Origin of the sequence: Pacificibacter marinus, assembly GCF_018860665.1 — a bacterium.
GTDB classification, from domain to species: Bacteria; Pseudomonadota; Alphaproteobacteria; order Rhodobacterales; family Rhodobacteraceae; genus Celeribacter; species Celeribacter marinus_A.
Map to the genome: position 1 here is coordinate 75,674 of NZ_JAHKPK010000025.1, position 20,883 is coordinate 96,556.

The following is a 20,883-nucleotide window of genomic DNA, read 5'->3' on the forward strand; positions in this document are numbered from 1 at the left end:
GCGGTCTTTTTCGTTTCATGTCTGCGCAGGTAGGGCCGATAGGTCTTTTAACGCTATGACCGAGGCTATCGCCCTTCGAATTTGGCAGGGCGCTTTTCAAGGAAAGCCACTACGCCTTCGCGGAAATCGCGCGTCATGCCGCAACGCCCTTGCAACTTGGCTTCAAGCGTCAATTGCTCGGTGAATGTATTGCTTGCAGAGGCGTGCAGTGCCTCTTTGATGCCGCTGTAAGCCACGGTCGGGCCTGCAGCCAAATGCTGCGCCCGTGCCTGCCAATGAGCCGCAAACAGGTCGTCTTCGACGCTTTCATAAATCATGCCCCAAAGTGCTGCTTTATCTGCTGAAATAGGGTCACCAAACAAAGACGCTCCCATCGCGCGCGCCAAGCCAATTTGGCGTGGCAAAGCATAGGTTCCGCCTGCATCAGGCATCAAGCCGATGCGGGTAAAAGCTTGAATGAAAATCGCACTCTCGGTGGCGATCACCACATCAGCGGCCAGCGCCAATGAGGCGCCAGCCCCTGCGGCCACGCCATTGACTGCGGCGATCGTCGGGATAGTGCTGTTGTGAATGGCGTGCAACATCGGTTCATATTCATCGCGCAGAGTGCGTTCCAAATCGGCGTTGCCTGCGTTGATGCCATCGCCCAAATCTTGACCTGAACAAAAGGCATCTTGCGCCCCTGTGATCACCAAGACCCGCGCTTGCTTACCAGCGGCGCGCACCGCGTGGGTGATCTCGGCACGCATCTGCGTGTTTAAAGCATTTTTGACCTCAGGACGGTTGAGCGTCAGAACGGCGATATCGTCACGAAGGGTGTAACGGATGGTGTCATAGTGCATGTGCATCTCTCTTTGCAGGGGCTCGCATCTAACTTAGGCATAGCGCCCCCGAAAGAAAGAGAGACGCTCCGTAAAATCCAAATTTCTTGTCGTTTTCGCAGGTTTGCGCCTGCAGAGATACGGTTTGCGCAGATACCGCGCCTTAGTCTTTCAACATCTCCGCAATGCGCGCAGCCTCATCCTGTGAGAGCTCTTCGATGGCTGTTTCCGTTTGACGGCGACGCACAAAGGCAAAGCCGACGCCAAGCGCTAGAAACAACATGACAGGTCCTGCGACCCACAGTAGTTTGTTGGCCCCCGACAAAGTGGGGTTGAGCAAAACATATTCGCCGTAACGTTCAACAATGTAGTTGATCACTTGGACATTACTGTCACCTTCGACCAATCGCTCACGCACCAAAAGTCGTAAATCCTTTGCCAGATCCGCATGGGATTCATCGATATTTTCGTTGCGGCACACCAAACAGCGCAGCTCTTTGGAAATCTCGCGTGCGCGACTTTCCAACACGGGATCGTCCAAGACTTCGCTGGGTTCTACCGCGTAAAGCGGCATCGCAAATAGCAGACACAGGATCAGGAAAAACGATCTCATTCGGCAGGTACTCCCTTGGGCTCGACACGCGTTTTGCGCGCCCCTGCGGCCACGCGATACCGCCGATCCGTCAAGGACATGAAGCCCCCAAGCGCCATAATAATAGTACCGCCCCAAATCCAATTGGCCAGTGGTTTCACATAAGTCCGCACAGCCCAGCCGCCATTAGATTGCACATCGCCAATCACCACATAGACATCGCGCCACAGTCCTGAATCGATCCCTGCTTCGGTTGTGGGCATTTGTGCGACGGGATAATTGCGCTTTTCAGGGTGCAGTGAGGCAATTTTACGGTCTTCTTTGAACAGGGTCAAATCCGCCATGGTGGTGATGTAATTCGGACCTTGCTTACGTTCAACGTCGTTCAAGGTGATCGTAAAGCCTGCAACGTCAAAGGTTTCGCCGATCTGAACCACGCGAATGTCCTCAATCGTCCACGCCGTAAGCCCCGCAACTCCGGCGATGGTGACGCCCAAACCGCCATGAGCCAACAAACGCCCCCAATCGGCACGTGGCAAACGTAACAAGCGCGACAGGTCGCGTTTTTTGCCCAACTTAGAGGCAATGTCTTGAACCGCGCCGGATACAAGCCAGACGCCAAGACCTAGACCAATTGGGCCCAGAAGGGATTTTCCTGTTTGTATCACAGCGACCAGCGTCACCACAGCAAATGCCAAGACCATAGAAGGGACCAATTTGCGCATGGCGGTTCCAAGCTTGGCGCGTTTCCACGGCATCATCGCACCAATGGGCAAGACGATGGCAAGCACGGTGAAAAACGGTGTAAACGCCGCATCAAAAAACGGTGCGCCAACAGACAGTTTACGGTCCCAAAAGGCTTCGGCCACAAGGGGCCAAATGGTGCCGATGAACACAACAAATGCGGCCACAGCCAGCAGGATATTGTTGATGATCAAAGCCGTTTCACGCGAGGCCAAGGCAAACACGCCACGGGCTTCCATCGCGGCGGCACGCAAGGAAAATAGGATCAAAGCACCGCCCATAAAGATGCCAAGAATCAGCAGGATAAAAATACCTCGCTCAGGATCATTGGCAAAAGCATGAACAGAGGTGATCACCCCAGAGCGCACAAGGAAAGTGCCGATGAGGGAAAATCCAAACGCAAGGATGGCCAACAAAATCGTCCATGCCTTCAAACTTTCGCGTTTTTCCACCACGATAGCCGAATGCAGCAAAGCGGCAGCGAACAACCAAGGCATGAAAGACGCGTTTTCAACAGGATCCCAAAACCAAAATCCGCCCCAGCCCAACTCGTAATAAGCCCACCAAGAGCCAAGCCCGATACCGATGGTCAAGAACACCCATGCGGCCAAGGTCCAAGGGCGCACCCAACGGCCCCAAGCGGCGTCAACACGGCCCTCCAAAAGGGCGGCAACGGCGAAAGAAAAGGTCATGGAAAGGCCCACGTAGCCCAAATACAAAAACGGAGGGTGGAACGCGAGGCCGGGATCTTGCAACAGCGGATTGAGGTCTTGGCCGTTCATCGGCGGATTTGCCAGACGCACAAACGGGTTCGATGTGAACAGGATAAAGGCCAAAAAGGCAACGCCAATGGAGCCTTGCACCCCGATCACCCGCGCCTTGAGCGATGTCGGCAGGTTTTCACCGAATAAGGCTGCGGCCGCCCCAAACAAGGCAAGGATTAATACCCACAACAGCATCGATCCTTCGTGATTGCCCCAAACGCCTGAAATTTTATACAGCATCGGTTTGAGCGTGTGGGAATTCTCAACCACAATTTTTAGAGAAAAGTCGGAAGTGACAAAGGCATACATCAGCGCGCCAAATGAAAAGGCGATCAAAACCAGATGTACAAGCGCCGCAGGGGCCGCCAAATCCATAAAGGCACGCCTGCCAAACTGAGCCCCTATAAGAGGCAAAACAGTCTGGGCAATGGCCACAAAGAAGGCCAATACCAAGGCAAAATGTCCAAGTTCAACAAGCATAGTGTCTCTCCCTGAGAGCTGTAACACTCCAATGAGAGCTGTTGTAGCTTGCTTGTCCCCCGCCGCCAATGGGATGCGCTGCGATGTCGCAAATAAGTGAGATCAACAACACGCGAAAAAGGGGGGATCAAAGCCCCCTCTTCCCTCTATCTCACCCACGTATCCTATGGATGATGAGACTTCAAATCACCCATAAAACCCCCAGAGACAAAAGCAAGGCGCCAAGAACTGGTACCAAAAAACTAAAACCATGGTAACCAAATGACCCTTGAATGACCGCAAAATGCAGCACGGCGCCCGTCATCAGCAAAGACAAAAAGGCGAACAGAACCGCAGCTTCCACGCCCCAGACAGAGCTCAAGCGCACTTGTGACGCCCACCACCAGCCCAAGGTCGAACCAAGCCCTGCCCAACTGAACGACATACCCAAGGCCAGTGGCGTAGCACGCACTTGCCAAAGCCAAAAGAACGTGCCCGAAATGACCAGTGCCATCACGCAGATCGCGCCATACCCGATCAGAACCATTTGTGTGGTGCCGATCAAAGACATACCCATAAGCGCCAAGCCCAAGATCACGCCATATAATGTGAGTGCTTGTTTCATTGCTTCAACATCTCCTTCACCGCCGCATCCAAAGCACTTGCGGCGTCGTGATTGCGTTTGACGGCCTTTGCAAGCGGCGTGCCTGCAACCAAGCCCAAGAGCCAAATCGAGATTTCATTTAGATGCGGCCTCATCAATGCGCCCCCCCTCTTGGCAGTCGTTCTCGGATCATCGTCGTCATCTCAATTAAGATTTGCGAGTTTTTATCGAGCACGGCGCGGGTGGCTTGGTCTTTCTGTAAGTCCCGATATAAAAGGAAAAAAACCATAATCGCCCATGGCCCGTGATCGGACAGAGCATTGATCAGCGCATCACTCATCATTGTCCGCCCTCCAAGCCGCCAAGGCCGGATTTTCGGCATCAAACCCTGGCACTTCCGGCAGGTTTTGCTCAGGTAAAGGGCCAGCTGCATAGGCTGTTTGCACCAATGGAACGGTTTCGCCCTTCGCCCCGGCTTCCAGCGCTCTGAGCGCATCTAGCGCGCGAATATTAGCCGTCACAATCGGCGCTTGGGCCACGGTTGCAGCGATGGAGCGTTGAAAGTTTTGCCCCGTTGCCTGATAACGCGCGCCAAAATAAAAGCTGACAATCGCCCCCATGAGCCACCACAACGGCTCAGGGATCAGCGCGACCCCCTGCATCCGCTCGGCGAACCAAATCGGATTGACCATTGCAGCCACACATAACCCGATAGAACCAAAAGCCATCAGGGGACGCGGCACGCGATTGAGCCCATCCATAAACCGGTCAAACCGACCAGTGCGCGCCACGGCGAACTCTTTGGCAAATTGATCCATAGCCGCAGCGCGCAGGTTTGCGTCACGAATCGAACCGTTTTCGGTGTTTTCCATGAACACCTCAGCCGTCTCTTTGATCACATTCTGCCCATTACCAAACAGCAATTGACCTAGAATCTGAACTATTCCCATGACGCCACCCGTGCGGCATGTTCTGCCTCAGTCAGATGATATCTTGGGGAAATGAACTCTTCAGCCCGTGTGATCCAACCACCTTTGCCACCGTCGCGCCGTTTCGCGTATTTACGGCTCTTGGGGCGTCTGTCGGCCAAAGCGTAGTAATAGTTGCGCCGCGCAATTCCAAAGGCATCCGCCAGATGATGCGGGGCCAAGCTTTGCGCGATCAAGCAGGCTTCGATCGTTTGCGGGCCGATTTGACCATCAACGACAATATTTTGCCCCATATCGACCAAAAGCCGTTGCAAAATACGCACCGCGTTCGTGCCTGCGTTGACATACATGTCAAACACAGTGGCGTGCAGCACCGGCGGCAGTTCGTCGATGCGTGGCCCGCTAAAGTAGTGTTCAACGAAAATGTCGCGGGCCTGCGCTCGCGTCAACATGCGCACATCTGACGACGTCACCCGCCCGTCACCGTCATTATCGATCCCAAGTCTGCGCAGCGTGCCGATGGTGACGCCAAAGTTGGTCGCGCCTCCCAAATCATCGGGATCATCCACATAACCGCCCTCACGAGCGATAATGTCATTTGCTATTTGCTGTACTGTTTTCATATGCCCAAACCCACCAATTTGATGGATTAAGGCTGCCGTAAAAAGGTTAACGCAGACGGACTAGTGCGTGCGGGTCACTCAGCGCTGGATTGATAAACGCCCTGTTCTTTCAAAGCGTCGACAACTTCTTTGGGCATATAGGTTTCGTCATGTTTGGCCAAAATCTCCGAGGCGACAAAGACGCCATCTTGCAACGTACCTGTGCCCACCATACCCTGATTTTCGCCGAACAAATCCGGCAGAACGCCTGTGTAGCTGACAGGCACTGTGGCGTTGGTGTCAGTCACCTCAAAGGTCACAGCCGTGCCTTCGCCGCGTATCAAGCTGCCCTCAAGAACCAGCCCGCCAATGCGAAAGACTTCATTTGGGCGCGGTGGTTCTTCGACCACTTGAGTTGGTGATCGAAACAGATTGATGCCGTCTTTCATCGCAAAACCAATCAAAGCCGTGGACACAGTAAGTGCAACGGCGGCCACCGCAATGATTTGAATACGGCGTTGTTTTTTAAGGTTCTTCATTGCACATCCTTCATCGTTTTCGCCGCTCTAAGGATAGACAGGTGCCAAGGTCAGCCCTGTCACCTCATCAAGTCCCAGCATCAAATTGGCATTTTGGATTGCCTGCCCGCTTGAGCCTTTGGTCAGGTTATCCAGTGCGGCGATAACGATCACGCGGCCCGCACGGCGGTCGGCGACGACACCGATATGGCAGTAATTTGACGCCCGCACATGTTTAAGTGCTGGCACTTCGCCCATAGGCAACACTTGGATGAATGGCTCATCTGTGTATTGCTTGACCAAAGCGTCATAGACGGCTTGCGCGTCACCTTTGACATAGGCCGTGGCCAAAATACCGTGGGTGGCAGGGATCAAATGCGGAGTGAATTGAATCTCAACCGGACGCCCTGCGATCAAGGAAAATTCCTGATCGAATTCGCCCAAGTGACGGTGTTTGCCACCGACAGAATAGCCAAAGGCATTGTCGTGCAATTCGCCGAACAAAAACGGTTCTTTGAGCGAACGCCCTGCCCCAGACACACCAACTTTAAGGTCCAGAATGATGTCATCCAAATCGATCACACCAGAGGCCACTAGAGGACGCAAAATGAATTGGCCCGTCGCGGCATTACACCCCGTGCCCGCCACAAGGCGTGCTGCTTTGATCTCGTCTCGGTAAAATTCGGTCAGGCCGTAGACAGCTTCGGATTGCATCTCGATGGCAGAATGAGGTTGGCCGTACCATTTTGCATAGGCTTCGGGATCGCGCAGACGGAAATCAGCGGACAGATCCACCACTTTCAACGTCTTGGGCAATTTCGAAATCACCGCCTGAGAGGTCGCATGGGGCAGCGCACAAAAAGCCAGATCAACGCCAGCGAAATCGATGTCATCAATCTTGCACAACGCAGGCAGGTCCAAATGACGCAGATGCGGATACACATCCGCCATCGCCATCCCCGCTTTGCGATCGCCAGACAGGGCCACGATGTCCATCTTGGGATGTGTCGCAATCAAGCGCACGAGTTCGGCACCAGTGTAACCAGAGGCGCCCAAAATGGCGATTTTATAGGTCATAACTCTCTCTTTGATCTCAGGGCTGATCTGACAGGCAAAGCCCGCAGCGGGAATTAGCGTTAATGTACTGATGCAGGTGGCAAAGCGCAATTGCGGCAAAATGGCAGGAGACCGAAAGGCGCAAGGCTATCATCGAAATTATCCTGTCAGATCGCGTCCACGAACCACTGACAGGAACACGGGACAGACCAAACATCGAATGCGTCAGGCCTTTTGAAACGTCACTTGGCGCTTTAAAAATTGCGTGGCTCCGCGGCTGACTTTGGCGGGGTCGCCGGTTGTCAAAAACTGGCTCTCTGTCCCTGCCCCGATCATTTCAGGACGGCGCTCCAGATAGTTTTCCAAGCTTTCGGCCACTAAGTTGGCTTGCGAAAACACTTTTACATCTGCGCCCAATGCGTCTTGGAATTCCTTTTCCATCATTGGGTAGTGCGTACAGCCCAAGATCGCCGCATCTGGTTTGGGCAGTTTGCGTTTCAACGCATCCACATGAGAGCGCACCAAAGCATCAGCCAAAATCATATCGCCGTCTTCAATCGCATCAACCACACCACCGCAGGCTTGGGCTTCGACATCGACGCCAATGGCGCGAAACGCCAGTTCGCGCTGAAACGCGCGCGACGACACAGTGGCAGGTGTGGCAAACAAGGCCACGGATTTCACCGCGACCTCTTTGGGCGGAGAATTATCCCCCCATTGACGTTCCGTCAGCGCCTCGATCAAGGGCACAAAGACGCCCAAGACGCGTTTATCAGTGGGAATCCAGCTTTCTTGCATCCGGCGCAAAGCCGCAGCTGAGGCGGTATTACATGCCAAGATTACCAGATCACAGCCTGCATCCCAAAGACGCTCAACAGCCGCCGTGGTCAAGTTGTAAATATCATCTGCATCGCGCACGCCGTAAGGCGCATGTGCGCTGTCACCGAAATAAACCAATGGCAGATCAGGCATACGCTTACTAACCGCGTCATAAACCGTCAGCCCGCCAAGCCCGCTGTCAAAAATACCTACTGCCATGCTTAATACCGGTCCTTTTGACCTTTTGTGGACACCCGAAATCGTTTCAGCGGAGCGCCGAACAATGTACGCGGAGTCGCCCCATGCTTTGCCTCAAACTCGAACCCAAGCGTCAGATTGTCAATGGGATTAGGAGATAAAGCGTAGGTCCGCCTACGCAGAAAATCCATCATCTGTTTCGGGTCTTTGCGGTAGGGTTCCAGCTCTTCTGGCGCGATCGGTTCGCCAATGACCACGCGCACGGGTTCATCGATACGGTTTTTAAACTCACGGATCAAAAGGCCTGTGCGCAGACTAGAATGCAGATGGCTGGCCAATTGGAACAGGCGTGAATTGCTGCCCTCAAAGAAAATCGGCACGACCTGCGCGCCAGATTTGGCGACCATCTTGGCTGTAAACGCGCGCCAAGATGGGTCCAGAGGCTTGCCCATCGGCGTGGCAGAGGTCGACACAGTGCCGCCCGGAAAAATCCCGATACAGCCGCCATCTGCGAGATATTTTAACGCCACTTTGCGAGTCTCAAGATTAAGCTGCACCGCTTCTTTGCTTGCATCGAACGATACGGGCAAAATTACGCGATCAATATCCTCGGCCTGTTTGAAGACCGTATTTGCCAAAATTCGAAAATCACCGCGCGTAACCGAAAGGATATGCCCCATCATCAACCCATCCAAAATCCCATAAGGATGGTTCGAGACAACAATCAAAGGCCCCTCGCGCGGGATATTTTCCAGCGCGCCCACAAGCACATCAAGTTCAAGCCCGTAACGGCGCACCATGACCTGCCAAATCGTCTGTCCGTCTTCAAGATCTTTGCTATAGCCCTCGGCCCGCTTGATCAAAGACAAACGCCCCGTGACATTTTCCATCACACGAATAAGTGCACGCCCAGGCCGCGTCTGCGCCGAACTGGCATAGGTGATATCTCGCGCGACTTGGCGATCTTTGCGGGCACTTTCTTTACAAGCACCATTTTTAGGTTTTGGATGCACAATCACTTGGGGCTATTCCATTCATAAATGTTCAGACACTTTAGCGTGCCAAACGATCCGCCTCCATTGTTTTTCTCAAAAAATGAGTCTCGGTTCATGATTTTTTACACAAAACCAGTGAATTGAAACGACATATATGCCTAAAGCCTGCGCAGGCAGGTTTTAAGGCAGCTATATTTTTATCGTAAACGTAAAAAATTCGTGAAAAAGCGAAGCTAAGCCAAACAAGTGGCAATCTCCTCTTGCAGCCTGATCAAAAAACGCAAATGAGAGCCCCCAAACCGCACTTTGTCCGGACAGACAACTATGTTACAGGTAATGAGACTAAAAAGGTTATAGGTATGGACTGGGATAAACTACGGATTTTTCACGCGGTTGCAGATGCAGGATCACTGACTCACGCGGGTGATACATTGCATCTAAGCCAATCGGCTGTGTCGCGCCAAATTCGTGCGCTCGAAGAATCGCTCAGTACAACGCTGTTTCACCGTCACGCCCGAGGCTTGATCTTAACCGAACAAGGCGAATTGTTGTTTGACGCCACCCGTGCCATGGCCAAACGCCTTGATGCGGCCGCCGCGCGCATCAAAGACAGCGAAGAAGAAGTCTACGGCGAGCTGCGCGTCACCACAGCCACGGGCTTTGGCACACTTTGGCTAGCCCCCCGCCTGTCGAAACTCTATAAAAAATACCCAGACCTGACGATCGACCTGATGCTTGAGGAACGGGTACTGGATTTGCCGATGCGCGAGGCTGACGTGGCCATTCGTATGAAAGAGCCATCACAGGCAGATTTGATCCGCAAACGCTTGATGAACATCCGCATGCGATTGTTTGCGACACAAAAGTATCTCGACGAACATGGCACGCCCAAGGATTTGGACGATTTTGACAACCACCGCCTGATTTCTCAAAACCCGAAATCGGCGCAGGTTGCGGCTGGGGCAAGCCTGTCTCATGAGCTAAGCCTGCATGAAGTGAAATCCAAACTCTACGTGAACAACTATTTTGGCGTGCTGCAAGCTGTTCTCAACGATCTCGGAATCGGTCTTTTGCCAGATTACCTATTCGACAGCGCGCCAAATCTTGTGCGCGTTTTGGATACGGTTGAAAGCAATGAAGTGCCCGTATTCTTGGCCTACCCTGAAGAACTGCGTCACTCGAAGCGCATCGAAGTGTTCCGCGATTTCATCACCAGTGAAATCAATGAGTACCGCCGCCGCCTTCGCGACACCCCAAGCTGAGGGCGTGGCCTGTAGGCCTGCTCGAAGTGAGTGCTATCAATTTCATCCTATATTCCATTATTTCAGGCCGTTACAAGCAAGCCCCACCCAAGCTATGCGCTGAGCGCATAGCGGACATGCGCAATTTTACCCCATTCCCCCTTGAACGATTCACAAACCGCACATAAATCAACCATCGAAGCTGCTGATAGAGGAAACTCTTAGCAACTTCACCTCCCTGTTGGACTTGGGCCGAGCTAATGCTCGGCCTTTTTTTTGGTTTTTGGTATGCGGACGCCTTCGAGTGAGTCGCGCACAGCCCTAGATCGTCTCGTCTTTTGGCCGCAGATCACAGCTTCAAGGGTAAAAACCACAGTTAGAGGCCGTTTGACGTCAACTGCCCTCTTTCCCAAAGCGCCGCTATAGCCTAAGAGAACGCCTGACCGAGATACGCGTCCGCGGGTGCCTTCAAGCATAGCGCAGGGCGCTCTGATGACCTTTTGGGGGATTTCCATGACCGATCCGAAAATTACCGATGATCTTATTGCCGCGCACGGCCTGAATGGCGAAGAATACGCGCGCATCCTCGAGATCATGGGGCGCGAGCCGACCTACACTGAGCTCGGCATTTTCTCGGCCATGTGGAATGAGCATTGCTCATATAAATCCTCCAAGAAACATCTGCGCGGCCTGCCCGTTGATGGCCCACAAGTGATTTGCGGCCCCGGTGAAAATGCCGGCATCGTTGATATCGGCGATGGTCAGTGCGTTGTGTTCAAAATGGAAAGCCACAATCACCCGTCCTACATCGAACCCTACCAAGGCGCGGCCACCGGTGTAGGTGGCATTTTGCGTGATGTCTTTACCATGGGCGCGCGACCTATTGCGGCAATGAATTCATTGTCCTTTGGCGTCAAAGAGCATCACAAGACCAAACAACTTGTGCACGGCGTTGTTGAGGGCGTTGGCGGCTATGGCAACTGTTTTGGCGTGCCAACTGTTGGCGGCGAGGTGCGGTTCCACTCGGCCTATAACGGCAACTGCCTTGTGAACGCTTTTGCAGCGGGCCTCGCAGACACAGACAAAATTTTCTATTCCGCCGCCTCTGGTGTTGGGATGCCTGTGGTTTATCTCGGCGCCAAAACCGGCCGTGATGGCGTTGGTGGTGCGACGATGGCTTCGGCTGAGTTTGATGACACAATCGAAGACAAACGCCCCACCGTTCAAGTAGGTGACCCCTTCACTGAAAAGCGCCTGATGGAAGCCACGCTTGAACTTATGGCCACAGGTGCAGTGATTTCGATCCAAGACATGGGGGCCGCTGGCCTCACTTGTTCTGCCGTTGAAATGGGCGACAAAGGTAAATTGGGCGTGCGTCTTGATCTTGAAAACGTGCCACAGCGCGAATTGAACATGACCGCCTATGAAATGATGCTGTCGGAATCCCAAGAGCGCATGTTGATGGTGCTCAAGCCAGAGCTTGAAGCAGAAGCCCGCGCCGTGTTCGAAAAATGGGATCTCGACTTTGCCATCGTTGGTGAAACGCTCGAAGAAGACCGGTTCTTGATCATGCACAACGGCGAAGTCAAAGGCGACTTGCCGCTGTCCACGCTGGCCTCATCTGCGCCAGAATACGACCGTCCTTGGGTACCAACCCCTGCAGCGGAACCTATGGATGACGTGCCAAGCATCGATCCGATTGATGGCCTTAAAGCGCTCCTATCCTCGCCAAACTATGCTGCGAAATCTTGGGTCTATGAACAATACGACAGTCAAGTTATGGCTGACACGGTCCGCGCACCGGGCATGGGTTCTGGCGTGATCCGCGTTCACGGCACACCTAAGATGCTGGCCTTTACCTCAGACGTGACGCCGCGCTATGTCAAAGCTAACCCTGTTGAGGGCGGCAAACAAGCCGTGGCCGAAGCCTATCGCAACTTGACGGCAGTCGGCGCGAAACCCTTGGCGACAACTGACAACCTGAACTTCGGCAACCCAGAAAAGCCCGAAATCATGGGGCAGTTTGTTGGCGCATTGCAGGGCATCGGTGAGGCCGTGAAATTCCTCGACATGCCAATCGTGTCGGGCAACGTATCTTTGTACAATGAAACCGATGGCGAGGGCATTTTGCCGACACCGACCATCGGCGCTGTTGGACTGATCGCAAACGAAGACGAATTGATCGCAGGCCTTGCCCAAGACGGTGATGTCGCGGTTGTGATTGGCGCTGTTGGCTCGCATCTTGGTCAATCTGCACTGCTCGCCGAAGTGTTCAACCGCGAGGATGGCGATGCACCACATGTTGACCTTGCGCTTGAGCAAACCAATGGTGAGTTCCTCAAAGCCAACCGCAAACTGATCAACGCTGCGACCGACTTGTCTGACGGCGGACTTGCTTTGGCGGCGTTCGAATTGGCGGATAAAGCGGGCCTTGGCCTGACATTGGACAGCGGCGATACAGCTGAACTGTTTGGCGAAGACCAAGCGCGCTACCTTGTGTCTTGTACCTTTGATCAAGCCGAAGCGCTGATGGCAGCAGCATCCCAAGCGGGTGTAGAGATTGTCACAGTTGGTAAGTTTGGCGGCGACACCGTGAAACTTGGCGGCTCACAGGCTTCATTGGCCAGCTTGAGCGCCGTGTTCAACGGTGCCTTTGCCGAGACTTTTGCATAAAGCGCAGGCCGCCCCATATAAAATAGATCAAAGGCCCGCCACTTCGCGCGGGTCTTTGATTTTATACCCCCCCGATCTTAACCCAAATCAAGTTTAGCCCAAGCCAAGGATGCCCCACATGGACCTGCCAGATCTCACATCCGATTGCGCCAATTGTGTTGGGTTGTGCTGCCTGGGTATGTCCTTTCAAAAGAGTGATGACTTTGCCATCGATAAGGCGTCAGGCACGCCCTGCCCCAATTTAGATCGTGATCATAGTTGCAAAATCCATAGCTCGCTGAAAGAGGACGGGTTTGAAGGTTGCATCAAATTTGATTGCGCGGGCGCAGGTCAACGTGTGACGCAGATGCGGTTCAACGGCGAAAGCTGGCAAGATCATCCAGAACTCATGTTCGCGATGATGCGCGACTTTGAAAACCTGCGCCCCCTGCATGAGCGAATGGTGCAACTGACCGAGGCGAGCAAAAGCGATTTGCCTGAGGTTCTGGAAACCGAACGCACTGAGATTTTAAAACGCAGCGCCCGCGTTTGGGCTGATACAGACACACTAAAGCGCCGATATGACGCTTTTTTGACGGCACTGGCGCAAAGCACTGCGTCTTAATCTCATCAACGTCTTGCAGCGCTGCCGCGCGGGCCTTACATTTACATCAAAGCAAGAACCACACCCACAAGACGACCCTCACAGACGACACTAAGGAGCGCCTTACATGGCCATCACTGCCGCTGAAATCGAAACTCTGATCCGCACAGCCTTTCCCGAGGCCCGCATCGTCGTTCAAGGTGACGACGGGCAGCACTTTGCCGCCGAAGTGGTCGATGAAAGCTTTCGTGGCAAAAACCGCGTACAGCAGCAACGTGCTGTAAACGCTGCGCTGAAAGCCGAGATCGACAGCGGTAAATTGCACGCATTGGCCCTGTCCACACGCGCGCCTGAATAAAAGATACACATCTGCCGCGCCTAATGCGGCTCAAACATTCGAAAGGTCGATTCCATGTCCGACGCAAAAGCCACGATCCAAAAAACCATTGATGACAACGATGTTGTTTTGTTCATGAAGGGCAACAAATTGATGCCGCAATGTGGGTTCTCATCCCGCGTGGCTGGCGTTTTGAACTTTATGGGCGTGGATTTTCACGACGAAAACGTTCTTGCTGACCCCGAAATTCGCCAAGGCATCAAAGACTTTTCCGATTGGCCAACCATTCCACAGCTCTACGTCAAAGGCGAATTTGTTGGCGGTTGTGACATCATCACAGAGATGACGCTTTCTGGTGAATTGGACACATTGTTCGAAGCAAACGGCGTCGCATTCGACAAAGAAAAAGCCGACCAAGTGCGCGCAGCAAACGCGTAAAACTGTCTGCGTCTAGATAAAAAAGGGCGGCGAAGATCATCTCTTCGCCGCCCTTTTTTATAGTTCATCAACAATTCAATAGGTTAACGAAACACCTAAGCTGACACACCCAAGCGATCTTCAAGTGCAGAGGCCATAGCCTCGGTACGTGCCGCCAATTCGGCGAAGGTGTCACTCACCTCGGCTGGCACCACAGGCACCTCAATGCGTTCAGGCGCTGGTGCAGGTGCGGATCGCAACTCTTCCAACAGGGCTTCTTGTGCGCCAAGTTTGGCCTCAAGCGCCCGCATCTGTTCTTCCATGCCTGCGGTTTTATCTGCCAACATCAAACCAGACATCAACAACATGCGGGCTTCGGGCAAACGACCAATTTGGCTAGACAAAACCGTGGCCTCATTGTCCAAAAGCTGTGCTGCAGATTTCAAGAAATGCTCTTCACCTGACTGGCAAGCCACTTCGAACTCACGTCCACCGATGGAAATTTTAATCTCTGGCATGGATCAAGCCTCTTCTTTTTGAGCAGCATCTGTGAACGGGCGCAATTCATTCAAAATCGCATCAAGTTCGACCAGATCGGCATCACGTCCAACTTTGATCGCTTCGAGTTCAGTCATCAAAGCTGTGTTCACCAAAGTCGGATCCCCAATGGCAGTCGCATTCGCCTCGCGCAATGCGGTGTTGTTGGCGCGCAGCTGCGTGTTGACACGCCGCAGTTTTTGCGTTTCGGCATCATGGTTCATCAATTGATGACGTAGTGTTTCGACTTCTTCTTCCAAAGATGCGACATGACTTTGCTGTTTTTCATGGATCGCGCGTACACGTTCTTCAAGCTGCAAGTTGGTGGCGCGTTCACCATCCAAGGCCTCTTGCAACCGGCCCATTTCGGCCATCATTTCATCAGAGGCGATTCCGCCACCTGAGGCATTTTGTTCTTCGGCGGCAGCCACTGCACGGCCGATACGCTCAAGCGCTGCCGTGATCCGTGTCTCAAAGTCTGAAATTTCGCTCATCGCCATACCTGTTACTGTTCTTGCTTATACCTGTTTTGTGTCAGTCATCTTCTAACGTAAACCGCACAAATATCTCTCACTCTATAACACATCCTTGGCGGATGTCACAAACCCTGCAAAACAGGCCTATACCTGACAGGTATAAAACTACCCCAAAACCAATAAAGCACAAGTTCAAGATATATAAGACCGTTCGATTCGAGAGGTTAGCCCATGGCAAAGGCATTACCAACGGCTTGACCTAAAGTGACTATATAACTTCATATGGGAGCAAATTGGTCCCTCTGGCTTGCACTTTTGCACAACATCGTTATCACCAAACGCGAATGGCTGCGAAGTCTGGCTTAACATGTTGGATTTTGCGGCTGCCTTTGAGACAGCTAGGAGATCCACACGTGGACATCGCAAAACTGCGCGCAGCGCACCCTGATCACTGGATGCGTGCTGCTGCCATCCGCACCTTGACACTCGATGCGGTCGCTGCTGCGAACTCAGGACACTCAGGCATGCCAATGGGCATGGCCGATGTGGCAACTGTTTTGTTCGAAAAGCACCTGAAATTTGACGCCTCTGCCCCGCTTTGGGCCGATCGCGATCGCTTTATCTTGTCTGCGGGCCACGGTTCTATGCTGGTCTATTCATTGCTTTACCTCACTGGCTACGAAGAGATGCCTTTGGAGCAGGTGAAGAATTTCCGCCAAATGAACGCCAAAACAGCTGGTCACCCTGAAAACTTCTTGTTGGAAGCGGTTGAAACCACAACTGGCCCATTGGGTCAGGGCATTTCCAACGCTGTTGGCTTTGCCATGGCAGAAGAACACCTGCGCGCGCGCTTTGGTAAAAAACTGCAAGATCACTACACATACTGTATCGCAGGCGACGGCTGTTTGATGGAAGGTGTGTCCCATGAGGCGATTGCGCTTGCGGGACGTCAAAAGCTCAGCAAGTTGATCGTGTTCTGGGACAACAACAACATCACTATTGATGGTACTGTTGATCTGTCTGATCGCACAGATCAGCCGATGCGTTTCAAAGCGGCCGGTTGGCACGTGCAAGAAATCGATGGTCACGATCCAGAGGCTATTGATGCGGCGATCACAGCCGCGAAAAACGCAGGCAAGCCCTCTATGATTGCCTGCAAAACCCACATCGCTTTGGGCCACGCACAACAAGACACATCCAAAGGCCACGGCGCTTTGACGGATGCAGATCAAATGAAAGCCGCAAAAGAAGCCTACGGTTGGACAGCTGCTCCATTCGAGATTCCGAGCGATATCAAAGCACAATGGGAAGCCATCGGATCACGCGGCCGCGAGGCTCGCGCCGCGTGGGAAGCCCGTCTTGACGAGCAATCAGAGCGCCGCCAAGCCGAATTCGCCCGCACATTTGCAGGGGACGCCCCCAACAAGTTGGGTTCAGTCATCCGCGCGCTTAAAAAGCAGATTTCTGAAGATCAGCCCAAAGTGGCGACACGCAAATCATCTGAAATGGTGCTTGGCGTTGTGAATCCTGTGTTGCCAGAAACCATTGGCGGTTCTGCCGATTTGACAGGGTCCAACAACACCCTGACAGCGGATATGGGCGTCTTTGACGAAGAAAACCGCAAAGGTCGCTATGTCTACTACGGCATTCGCGAGCACGGTATGGCGGCTGCGATGAACGGCATGGCGCTGCACGGTGGTGTGCGCCCTTACGGCGGAACATTCTTCTGCTTCACCGACTACGCCCGCCCTGCGATGCGCTTGTCTGCTTTGATGCAAGTGCCTGTCACATACGTGATGACCCACGATTCCATCGGTCTTGGCGAAGACGGCCCAACACACCAGCCTGTTGAGCACTTAGCCATTTGCCGCGCCACACCGAACACATTGACCATCCGTCCTTGTGATACTGTGGAAACGGCTGAAGCGTGGGAAATCGCCCTGACATCGCAAAAAACGCCAACTGTTTTGGCGTTGACCCGCCAAGGTTTGCCAACTTTGCGTAAAGATCACAAAGTCAAAAACTTGGTCTCACAGGGTGGTTATGTTTTGGCGGATTCCGACGGCAAACGCCAAGCGATCTTGATCGCCTCAGGGTCTGAAGTTGCCATCGCCATGGCAGCGCGCGACATTTTGCAAGAGGCTGGTATCGGCACACGCGTCGTTTCCATGCCGTGTATGGAGCTGTTCGCCGAGCAAGACTTGGCCTACCGCCGCAAAGTTCTGCCTGCTGGCCCTGTCCGTGTGGGTGTTGAAGCCGGCGCACGTGCTGGTGGCTGGGACAAACTGCTGTTGGGTGAACGTGGACGTGAGCAAAAACAAGCCTTTGTGGGCTTGGACCGTTTTGGGGCCTCTGCGCCTATCGACGAGCTTTACGAAAAATTTGGCATCACCGCTGAAAACATCGTTGAGCAGGTCAAAATGCTTTTGGGTTAAGTCCAAAAACGCTTTTGGGCCAAATCCGCCCAGCGTGAAACACTTGAAAAGCCCGTGCAACGATGCGCGGGCTTTTTGGCATAAGCGATTAAGCGCGCCAAGGACTTCGAATCGTCGCTTTACAACATATATTTCCGCATCCCTGCCCTTCTGTTAGCGCAACCACGACATGTTTACGCTAACATGTTGGCGCTAAACGTCTTTTTTCAAAGCCCCATCTCCCCTATACGAACCTCAGACGCGCTTTGGGTGGCCCCCCGCTGCGCCTCACGAGACCGCATAAATCTGAGAGGATGCAAAAGTTGCTTTTGCGTCAAGAGAGCACCAGGAGAGACGCATATGACCATTCGCCTAGGGATCAACGGTTTTGGCCGTATCGGACGCTGCACATTGGCGCATATCGCGGAAGCCGCGCGCAATGATGTGGAGGTCGTTAAGATCAACGCGACTGGTCCGATTGCAACCAACGCGCATTTGCTGAAATACGATTCAGTCCACGGCCGCTTTGGGGGCAACATCAAAGTGGAAGGCGACACATTGGATTTGGGCCGCGGCCCGATCAAAGTGATGTCGACCTACGATCCACAAGAATTGGATTGGGAAGGTGTTGACGTCGTTTTGGAATGCACAGGTAAATTCAACGACGGTTTGAAATCTGCTGTACACTTGGAACGCGGTGCAAAAAAAGTGCTTATCTCTGCGCCCGCTACAAACGTTGACCGCACGGTTGTTTACGGCGTGAACCACCGCGATATGCTGGCGGACGAACGGATGATTTCCAACGGGTCTTGCACCACCAACTGTCTTGCGCCTTTGGCCAAAGTGTTGAATGACGCAGTGGGCATTGAAAGCGGCATCATGACCACGATCCATTCCTACACAGGCGACCAACCCACGCTGGACCGTCGTCACTCTGATCTATACCGCGCACGCGCCGCCGCTATGGCGATGATCCCGACCTCTACAGGCGCAGCCAAGGCCTTGGGTTTGGTTTTACCAGAACTTGCAGGCAAACTTGACGGATCGTCTATACGCGTGCCAACGCCGAATGTATCCGCCGTGGATCTGACCTTCCAAGCTGGCAAAGACGTCACGGTTGACGACATCAATGAAATCGTGCGCGATGCGGCAAACGGCTACATGGGCATGGTGATGAGCTACGATGCGGAAGCCAAGGTATCCATCGACTTCAACCACACCTCTGAAAGCTCAATCTTTGCACCAGACCAAACAAAAGTGGTTGGTCGCACAGTGCGGGTTTTGGCGTGGTACGATAATGAGTGGGGTTTTTCCTCGCGCATGGCGGATGTCGCCGGCGCTATGGGCCGCTTGATGCACTAAGATTGCTCCCAGATTTTATGAAAATTCACCGCTCAAAGATCTATCCGGTCTTTGGGCGGTTTTCTTTTTGTACAATCCCTCTATGATTTTCCCCGACCCTGCGCCAATATCGACGCAGCTCAAGGAATAAATGTCGAGTATGGATCGCTTCTCCATCGCCTTTGCCGTGCTGATCGCTGTGGCGATCGCATTAGACATCACACTCAATCACAGCGCTGCATCGCTGTTCTTGGCCCGTAAATTCATGGACCTCATCGCTCTGGTGGCCTTTTGGCGATAATTTTCGCCTTTGACGGTTGACCTTTTGGCAAAGATGGCGATGTTAGCGTTAACGACGCGAGGGAGAATTGCCTCCTTTGCGCCCATAACGGGCAGACTTTCTGCTCACATTCTAGCGTCAAGGAGTTGCTGAAATGGCGGTAAAAGTCGCAATCAACGGATTTGGTCGGATCGGTCGTAATATTCTGCGTGCTATCATCGAATCTGGTCGCACAGACATCGAAGTGATCGCAATCAACGATCTTGGCCCAGTGGCCACTAACGCGCACCTGTTGCAGTACGATTCTGTACACGGTCGCTTCCCGTTCCCAGTGACCCACACAGAAGACACAATCGATGTGGGTCGTGGCCCGATCAAAGTCACAGCGATCCGCAACCCTGCGGACCTGCCTTGGGCTGACGTCGACATTGTAATGGAATGTACCGGCATCTTTACATCTAAAGAAGCTTGCCAAGCGCACCTCGACAACGGCTCCAGCCGCGTGTTGATTTCCGCGCCGGGCAAAGACGCCGACAAAACCATCGTGTTTGGTGTGAATGACGACCAACTGACAGCCGACGACATCGTCGTGTCCAACGCCTCTTGCACGACCAACTGTCTGTCTCCTGTGGCGAAGGTTCTCAACGATAGCATCGGTATCGTTAAAGGCTTTATGACCACGATCCACTCTTACACAGGTGATCAGCCAACGCTTGATACCATGCACAAAGACCTTTACCGCGCGCGTGCGGCAGCTTTGTCCATGATCCCGACATCTACCGGCGCCGCGAAAGCTGTGGGCCTTGTGTTGCCAGAGCTCAACGGCAAATTGGATGGCGTCTCTATCCGCGTTCCAACACCGAATGTGTCAGTCGTCGACCTTACATTTGAAGCGGCCCGCGACACAACTGTCGAAGAAGTAAACCAGTTGATTCGTGACGCTGCAAACGGCCCGTTCAAAGGCGTTCTAGGCTACACAGACGCACAGCTCGTGTCCTCTGACTTCAACCACGACCCGCATTCTTCGATCTTCCACACAGACCAAACCAAGGTCATGGAAGGCACAATGGTGCGCATCCTGACGTGGTACGACAACGAATGGGGCTTTTCTAACCGTATGTCCGACACAGCCGTTGCAATGGGAAAATTCCTGTAAAGGCAGACGTCGAAGCCTGTGCAAGCCCTGCTTGCGCAGGACTTTAAAAACCGTATGTCCGACACAGCCGTTGCGATGGGAAAATTCCTGTAAAGGCAGACGTTGAAGCCTGTGCAAGCCCTGCTTGCGCAGGACTTTAAAAACCGTATGTCCGACACAGCCGTTGCGATGGGAAAATTCCTGTAAAGGCAGATGTAGATGCCTGTGCAAGCCCTGCTTGCGCGGTCACGATTACAACATTCAAAAGCCTCGCCCTGTGCGGGGCTTTTTTTTTGCAATCCCCCTCAAGCTTTGTCGGCTTGCTCATTGATTTTCCGCCCATGAATG

At 53.2% G+C, this 20,883-nt stretch carries 23 protein-coding genes; 9 read left to right on the forward strand and 14 right to left on the reverse strand.

Going from position 1 to position 20,883, the window contains the following annotated elements:
* Nucleotides 1-65: 65 nt before the first annotated feature.
* From KO497_RS07605 to KO497_RS07660, 12 genes are all read right to left on the reverse strand, one after another.
* On the reverse strand, nucleotides 66-842 hold the full coding sequence (locus tag KO497_RS07605; RefSeq protein ID WP_215943366.1) for an enoyl-CoA hydratase-related protein: 777 nt from the start codon (nucleotides 840-842) through the stop codon (nucleotides 66-68).
* Nucleotides 843-984: 142 nt separating this feature from the next.
* Nucleotides 985-1,434, reverse strand: coding sequence for a cytochrome c-type biogenesis protein (locus KO497_RS07610; RefSeq protein ID WP_215943367.1), 450 nt, complete (start codon nucleotides 1,432-1,434; stop codon nucleotides 985-987).
* Nucleotides 1,431-3,401: a heme lyase CcmF/NrfE family subunit gene (locus tag KO497_RS07615; RefSeq protein ID WP_215943368.1), complete on the reverse strand. Its 1,971-nt coding sequence runs from the start codon at nucleotides 3,399-3,401 to the stop codon at nucleotides 1,431-1,433. Before KO497_RS07615 ends, KO497_RS07610 begins: the two co-directional genes overlap by 4 nt.
* Nucleotides 3,402-3,582: 181 nt before the next feature.
* Nucleotides 3,583-4,005: a hypothetical protein gene (locus KO497_RS07620; protein WP_215943369.1), complete on the reverse strand. Its 423-nt coding sequence runs from the start codon at nucleotides 4,003-4,005 to the stop codon at nucleotides 3,583-3,585.
* Nucleotides 4,002-4,139: a hypothetical protein gene (locus tag KO497_RS07625; protein WP_215943370.1), complete on the reverse strand. Its 138-nt coding sequence runs from the start codon at nucleotides 4,137-4,139 to the stop codon at nucleotides 4,002-4,004. Before KO497_RS07625 ends, KO497_RS07620 begins: the two co-directional genes overlap by 4 nt.
* Nucleotides 4,139-4,327 (reverse strand): hypothetical protein, encoded by a 189-nt coding sequence (locus tag KO497_RS07630; RefSeq protein ID WP_215943371.1) that lies wholly within the window; start codon nucleotides 4,325-4,327, stop codon nucleotides 4,139-4,141. The genes KO497_RS07625 and KO497_RS07630 overlap by 1 nt, the downstream gene beginning before the upstream one ends.
* On the reverse strand, nucleotides 4,317-4,934 hold the full coding sequence (locus KO497_RS07635; RefSeq protein ID WP_215943372.1) for a holin family protein: 618 nt from the start codon (nucleotides 4,932-4,934) through the stop codon (nucleotides 4,317-4,319). The genes KO497_RS07630 and KO497_RS07635 overlap by 11 nt, the downstream gene beginning before the upstream one ends.
* Complete coding sequence (locus KO497_RS07640; protein WP_215943373.1) at nucleotides 4,925-5,536, reverse strand: holin-associated N-acetylmuramidase; 612 nt, start codon at nucleotides 5,534-5,536, stop codon at nucleotides 4,925-4,927. The genes KO497_RS07635 and KO497_RS07640 overlap by 10 nt, the downstream gene beginning before the upstream one ends.
* Before the next feature lie 74 nt (nucleotides 5,537-5,610).
* The gene (gene ccmE, locus KO497_RS07645) at nucleotides 5,611-6,054 is read right to left on the reverse strand and encodes a cytochrome c maturation protein CcmE (RefSeq protein ID WP_215943374.1); all 444 of its coding nucleotides are present in this window, start codon (nucleotides 6,052-6,054) and stop codon (nucleotides 5,611-5,613) included.
* A 27-nt stretch (nucleotides 6,055-6,081) separates the two neighbouring features.
* The gene (argC, locus tag KO497_RS07650; RefSeq protein WP_215943375.1) at nucleotides 6,082-7,110 is read right to left on the reverse strand and encodes an N-acetyl-gamma-glutamyl-phosphate reductase; all 1,029 of its coding nucleotides are present in this window, start codon (nucleotides 7,108-7,110) and stop codon (nucleotides 6,082-6,084) included.
* 204 nt (nucleotides 7,111-7,314) lie between these two features.
* Nucleotides 7,315-8,127, reverse strand: a complete 813-nt coding sequence (gene murI / locus KO497_RS07655; protein ID WP_215943376.1) for a glutamate racemase — start codon at nucleotides 8,125-8,127, stop codon at nucleotides 7,315-7,317.
* A gap of 2 nt (nucleotides 8,128-8,129) precedes the next feature.
* Nucleotides 8,130-9,122, reverse strand: a complete 993-nt coding sequence (locus KO497_RS07660) for a lysophospholipid acyltransferase family protein (protein WP_436799286.1) — start codon at nucleotides 9,120-9,122, stop codon at nucleotides 8,130-8,132.
* A 338-nt stretch (nucleotides 9,123-9,460) separates the two neighbouring features.
* Between KO497_RS07660 and KO497_RS07665 the strand changes: the two genes are divergently transcribed.
* The 5 genes from KO497_RS07665 (at nucleotide 9,461) to grxD (ending at nucleotide 14,373) form a co-directional block, all read left to right on the forward strand.
* The gene (locus tag KO497_RS07665; protein ID WP_215943377.1) at nucleotides 9,461-10,363 is read left to right on the forward strand and encodes a LysR family transcriptional regulator; all 903 of its coding nucleotides are present in this window, start codon (nucleotides 9,461-9,463) and stop codon (nucleotides 10,361-10,363) included.
* A gap of 492 nt (nucleotides 10,364-10,855) precedes the next feature.
* Nucleotides 10,856-13,015 carry a phosphoribosylformylglycinamidine synthase subunit PurL gene (purL, locus tag KO497_RS07670; protein WP_215943378.1) on the forward strand — a complete coding sequence of 720 codons (2,160 nt, stop codon included), beginning with the start codon at nucleotides 10,856-10,858 and terminating at the stop codon, nucleotides 13,013-13,015.
* Between the two features lie 118 nt (nucleotides 13,016-13,133).
* Nucleotides 13,134-13,619, forward strand: coding sequence for a hypothetical protein (locus KO497_RS07675; RefSeq protein WP_215943379.1), 486 nt, complete (start codon nucleotides 13,134-13,136; stop codon nucleotides 13,617-13,619).
* A 106-nt stretch (nucleotides 13,620-13,725) separates the two neighbouring features.
* Nucleotides 13,726-13,956 (forward strand): BolA/IbaG family iron-sulfur metabolism protein, encoded by a 231-nt coding sequence (locus tag KO497_RS07680; RefSeq protein ID WP_215943380.1) that lies wholly within the window; start codon nucleotides 13,726-13,728, stop codon nucleotides 13,954-13,956.
* 54 nt (nucleotides 13,957-14,010) lie between these two features.
* On the forward strand, nucleotides 14,011-14,373 hold the full coding sequence (gene grxD, locus KO497_RS07685; RefSeq protein WP_215943381.1) for a Grx4 family monothiol glutaredoxin: 363 nt from the start codon (nucleotides 14,011-14,013) through the stop codon (nucleotides 14,371-14,373).
* A 95-nt stretch (nucleotides 14,374-14,468) separates the two neighbouring features.
* On the opposite strand, the gene KO497_RS07690 is transcribed toward grxD, so the two are convergent.
* Both KO497_RS07690 and KO497_RS07695 read right to left on the reverse strand, forming a co-directional pair.
* A complete protein-coding gene (locus KO497_RS07690) occupies nucleotides 14,469-14,870 on the reverse strand; it encodes a cell division protein ZapA (RefSeq protein ID WP_215943382.1) in 402 nt (133 codons plus the stop codon).
* 3 nt (nucleotides 14,871-14,873) lie between these two features.
* Nucleotides 14,874-15,383 carry a hypothetical protein gene (locus KO497_RS07695; RefSeq protein ID WP_215943383.1) on the reverse strand — a complete coding sequence of 170 codons (510 nt, stop codon included), beginning with the start codon at nucleotides 15,381-15,383 and terminating at the stop codon, nucleotides 14,874-14,876.
* Nucleotides 15,384-15,778: 395 nt separating this feature from the next.
* Between KO497_RS07695 and tkt the strand changes: the two genes are divergently transcribed.
* The 4 genes from tkt to gap (KO497_RS07715) all read left to right on the forward strand — a co-directional run bounded on the left by tkt (nucleotide 15,779) and on the right by gap (KO497_RS07715) (nucleotide 20,556).
* Entirely contained in the window at nucleotides 15,779-17,800 is a 2,022-nt protein-coding gene (tkt, locus tag KO497_RS07700; RefSeq protein ID WP_215943384.1) for a transketolase, read from the forward strand.
* A gap of 339 nt (nucleotides 17,801-18,139) precedes the next feature.
* A complete protein-coding gene (gene gap, locus KO497_RS07705; protein ID WP_215943385.1) occupies nucleotides 18,140-19,141 on the forward strand; it encodes a type I glyceraldehyde-3-phosphate dehydrogenase in 1,002 nt (333 codons plus the stop codon).
* Nucleotides 19,142-19,280: 139 nt separating this feature from the next.
* On the forward strand, nucleotides 19,281-19,421 hold the full coding sequence (locus KO497_RS07710) for a hypothetical protein (RefSeq protein ID WP_215943386.1): 141 nt from the start codon (nucleotides 19,281-19,283) through the stop codon (nucleotides 19,419-19,421).
* A 133-nt stretch (nucleotides 19,422-19,554) separates the two neighbouring features.
* Entirely contained in the window at nucleotides 19,555-20,556 is a 1,002-nt protein-coding gene (gene gap, locus KO497_RS07715) for a type I glyceraldehyde-3-phosphate dehydrogenase (RefSeq protein ID WP_215943387.1), read from the forward strand.
* The last annotated feature ends 327 nt before the right edge of the window (nucleotides 20,557-20,883 follow it).

What these genes read in the sequence shown, in the direction of transcription:
- KO497_RS07605 (WP_215943366.1), bottom strand. Translation starts at nt 842, where the DNA reads ATGCACTATGACACCATCCGTTACACCCTTCGTGACGATATCGCCGTT.
- KO497_RS07610 (WP_215943367.1), bottom strand. Translation starts at nt 1,434, where the DNA reads ATGAGATCGTTTTTCCTGATCCTGTGTCTGCTATTTGCGATGCCGCTT.
- KO497_RS07615 (WP_215943368.1), bottom strand. Translation starts at nt 3,401, where the DNA reads ATGCTTGTTGAACTTGGACATTTTGCCTTGGTATTGGCCTTCTTTGTG.
- KO497_RS07620 (WP_215943369.1), bottom strand. Translation starts at nt 4,005, where the DNA reads ATGAAACAAGCACTCACATTATATGGCGTGATCTTGGGCTTGGCGCTT.
- KO497_RS07625 (WP_215943370.1), bottom strand. Translation starts at nt 4,139, where the DNA reads ATGAGGCCGCATCTAAATGAAATCTCGATTTGGCTCTTGGGCTTGGTT.
- KO497_RS07630 (WP_215943371.1), bottom strand. Translation starts at nt 4,327, where the DNA reads ATGATGAGTGATGCGCTGATCAATGCTCTGTCCGATCACGGGCCATGG.
- KO497_RS07635 (WP_215943372.1), bottom strand. Translation starts at nt 4,934, where the DNA reads ATGGGAATAGTTCAGATTCTAGGTCAATTGCTGTTTGGTAATGGGCAG.
- KO497_RS07640 (WP_215943373.1), bottom strand. Translation starts at nt 5,536, where the DNA reads ATGAAAACAGTACAGCAAATAGCAAATGACATTATCGCTCGTGAGGGC.
- ccmE (WP_215943374.1), bottom strand. Translation starts at nt 6,054, where the DNA reads ATGAAGAACCTTAAAAAACAACGCCGTATTCAAATCATTGCGGTGGCC.
- argC (WP_215943375.1), bottom strand. Translation starts at nt 7,110, where the DNA reads ATGACCTATAAAATCGCCATTTTGGGCGCCTCTGGTTACACTGGTGCC.
- murI (WP_215943376.1), bottom strand. Translation starts at nt 8,127, where the DNA reads ATGGCAGTAGGTATTTTTGACAGCGGGCTTGGCGGGCTGACGGTTTAT.
- KO497_RS07665 (WP_215943377.1), top strand. Translation starts at nt 9,461, where the DNA reads ATGGACTGGGATAAACTACGGATTTTTCACGCGGTTGCAGATGCAGGA.
- purL (WP_215943378.1), top strand. Translation starts at nt 10,856, where the DNA reads ATGACCGATCCGAAAATTACCGATGATCTTATTGCCGCGCACGGCCTG.
- KO497_RS07675 (WP_215943379.1), top strand. Translation starts at nt 13,134, where the DNA reads ATGGACCTGCCAGATCTCACATCCGATTGCGCCAATTGTGTTGGGTTG.
- KO497_RS07680 (WP_215943380.1), top strand. Translation starts at nt 13,726, where the DNA reads ATGGCCATCACTGCCGCTGAAATCGAAACTCTGATCCGCACAGCCTTT.
- grxD (WP_215943381.1), top strand. Translation starts at nt 14,011, where the DNA reads ATGTCCGACGCAAAAGCCACGATCCAAAAAACCATTGATGACAACGAT.
- KO497_RS07690 (WP_215943382.1), bottom strand. Translation starts at nt 14,870, where the DNA reads ATGCCAGAGATTAAAATTTCCATCGGTGGACGTGAGTTCGAAGTGGCT.
- KO497_RS07695 (WP_215943383.1), bottom strand. Translation starts at nt 15,383, where the DNA reads ATGAGCGAAATTTCAGACTTTGAGACACGGATCACGGCAGCGCTTGAG.
- gap (WP_215943385.1), top strand. Translation starts at nt 18,140, where the DNA reads ATGACCATTCGCCTAGGGATCAACGGTTTTGGCCGTATCGGACGCTGC.
- KO497_RS07710 (WP_215943386.1), top strand. Translation starts at nt 19,281, where the DNA reads ATGGATCGCTTCTCCATCGCCTTTGCCGTGCTGATCGCTGTGGCGATC.
- gap (WP_215943387.1), top strand. Translation starts at nt 19,555, where the DNA reads ATGGCGGTAAAAGTCGCAATCAACGGATTTGGTCGGATCGGTCGTAAT.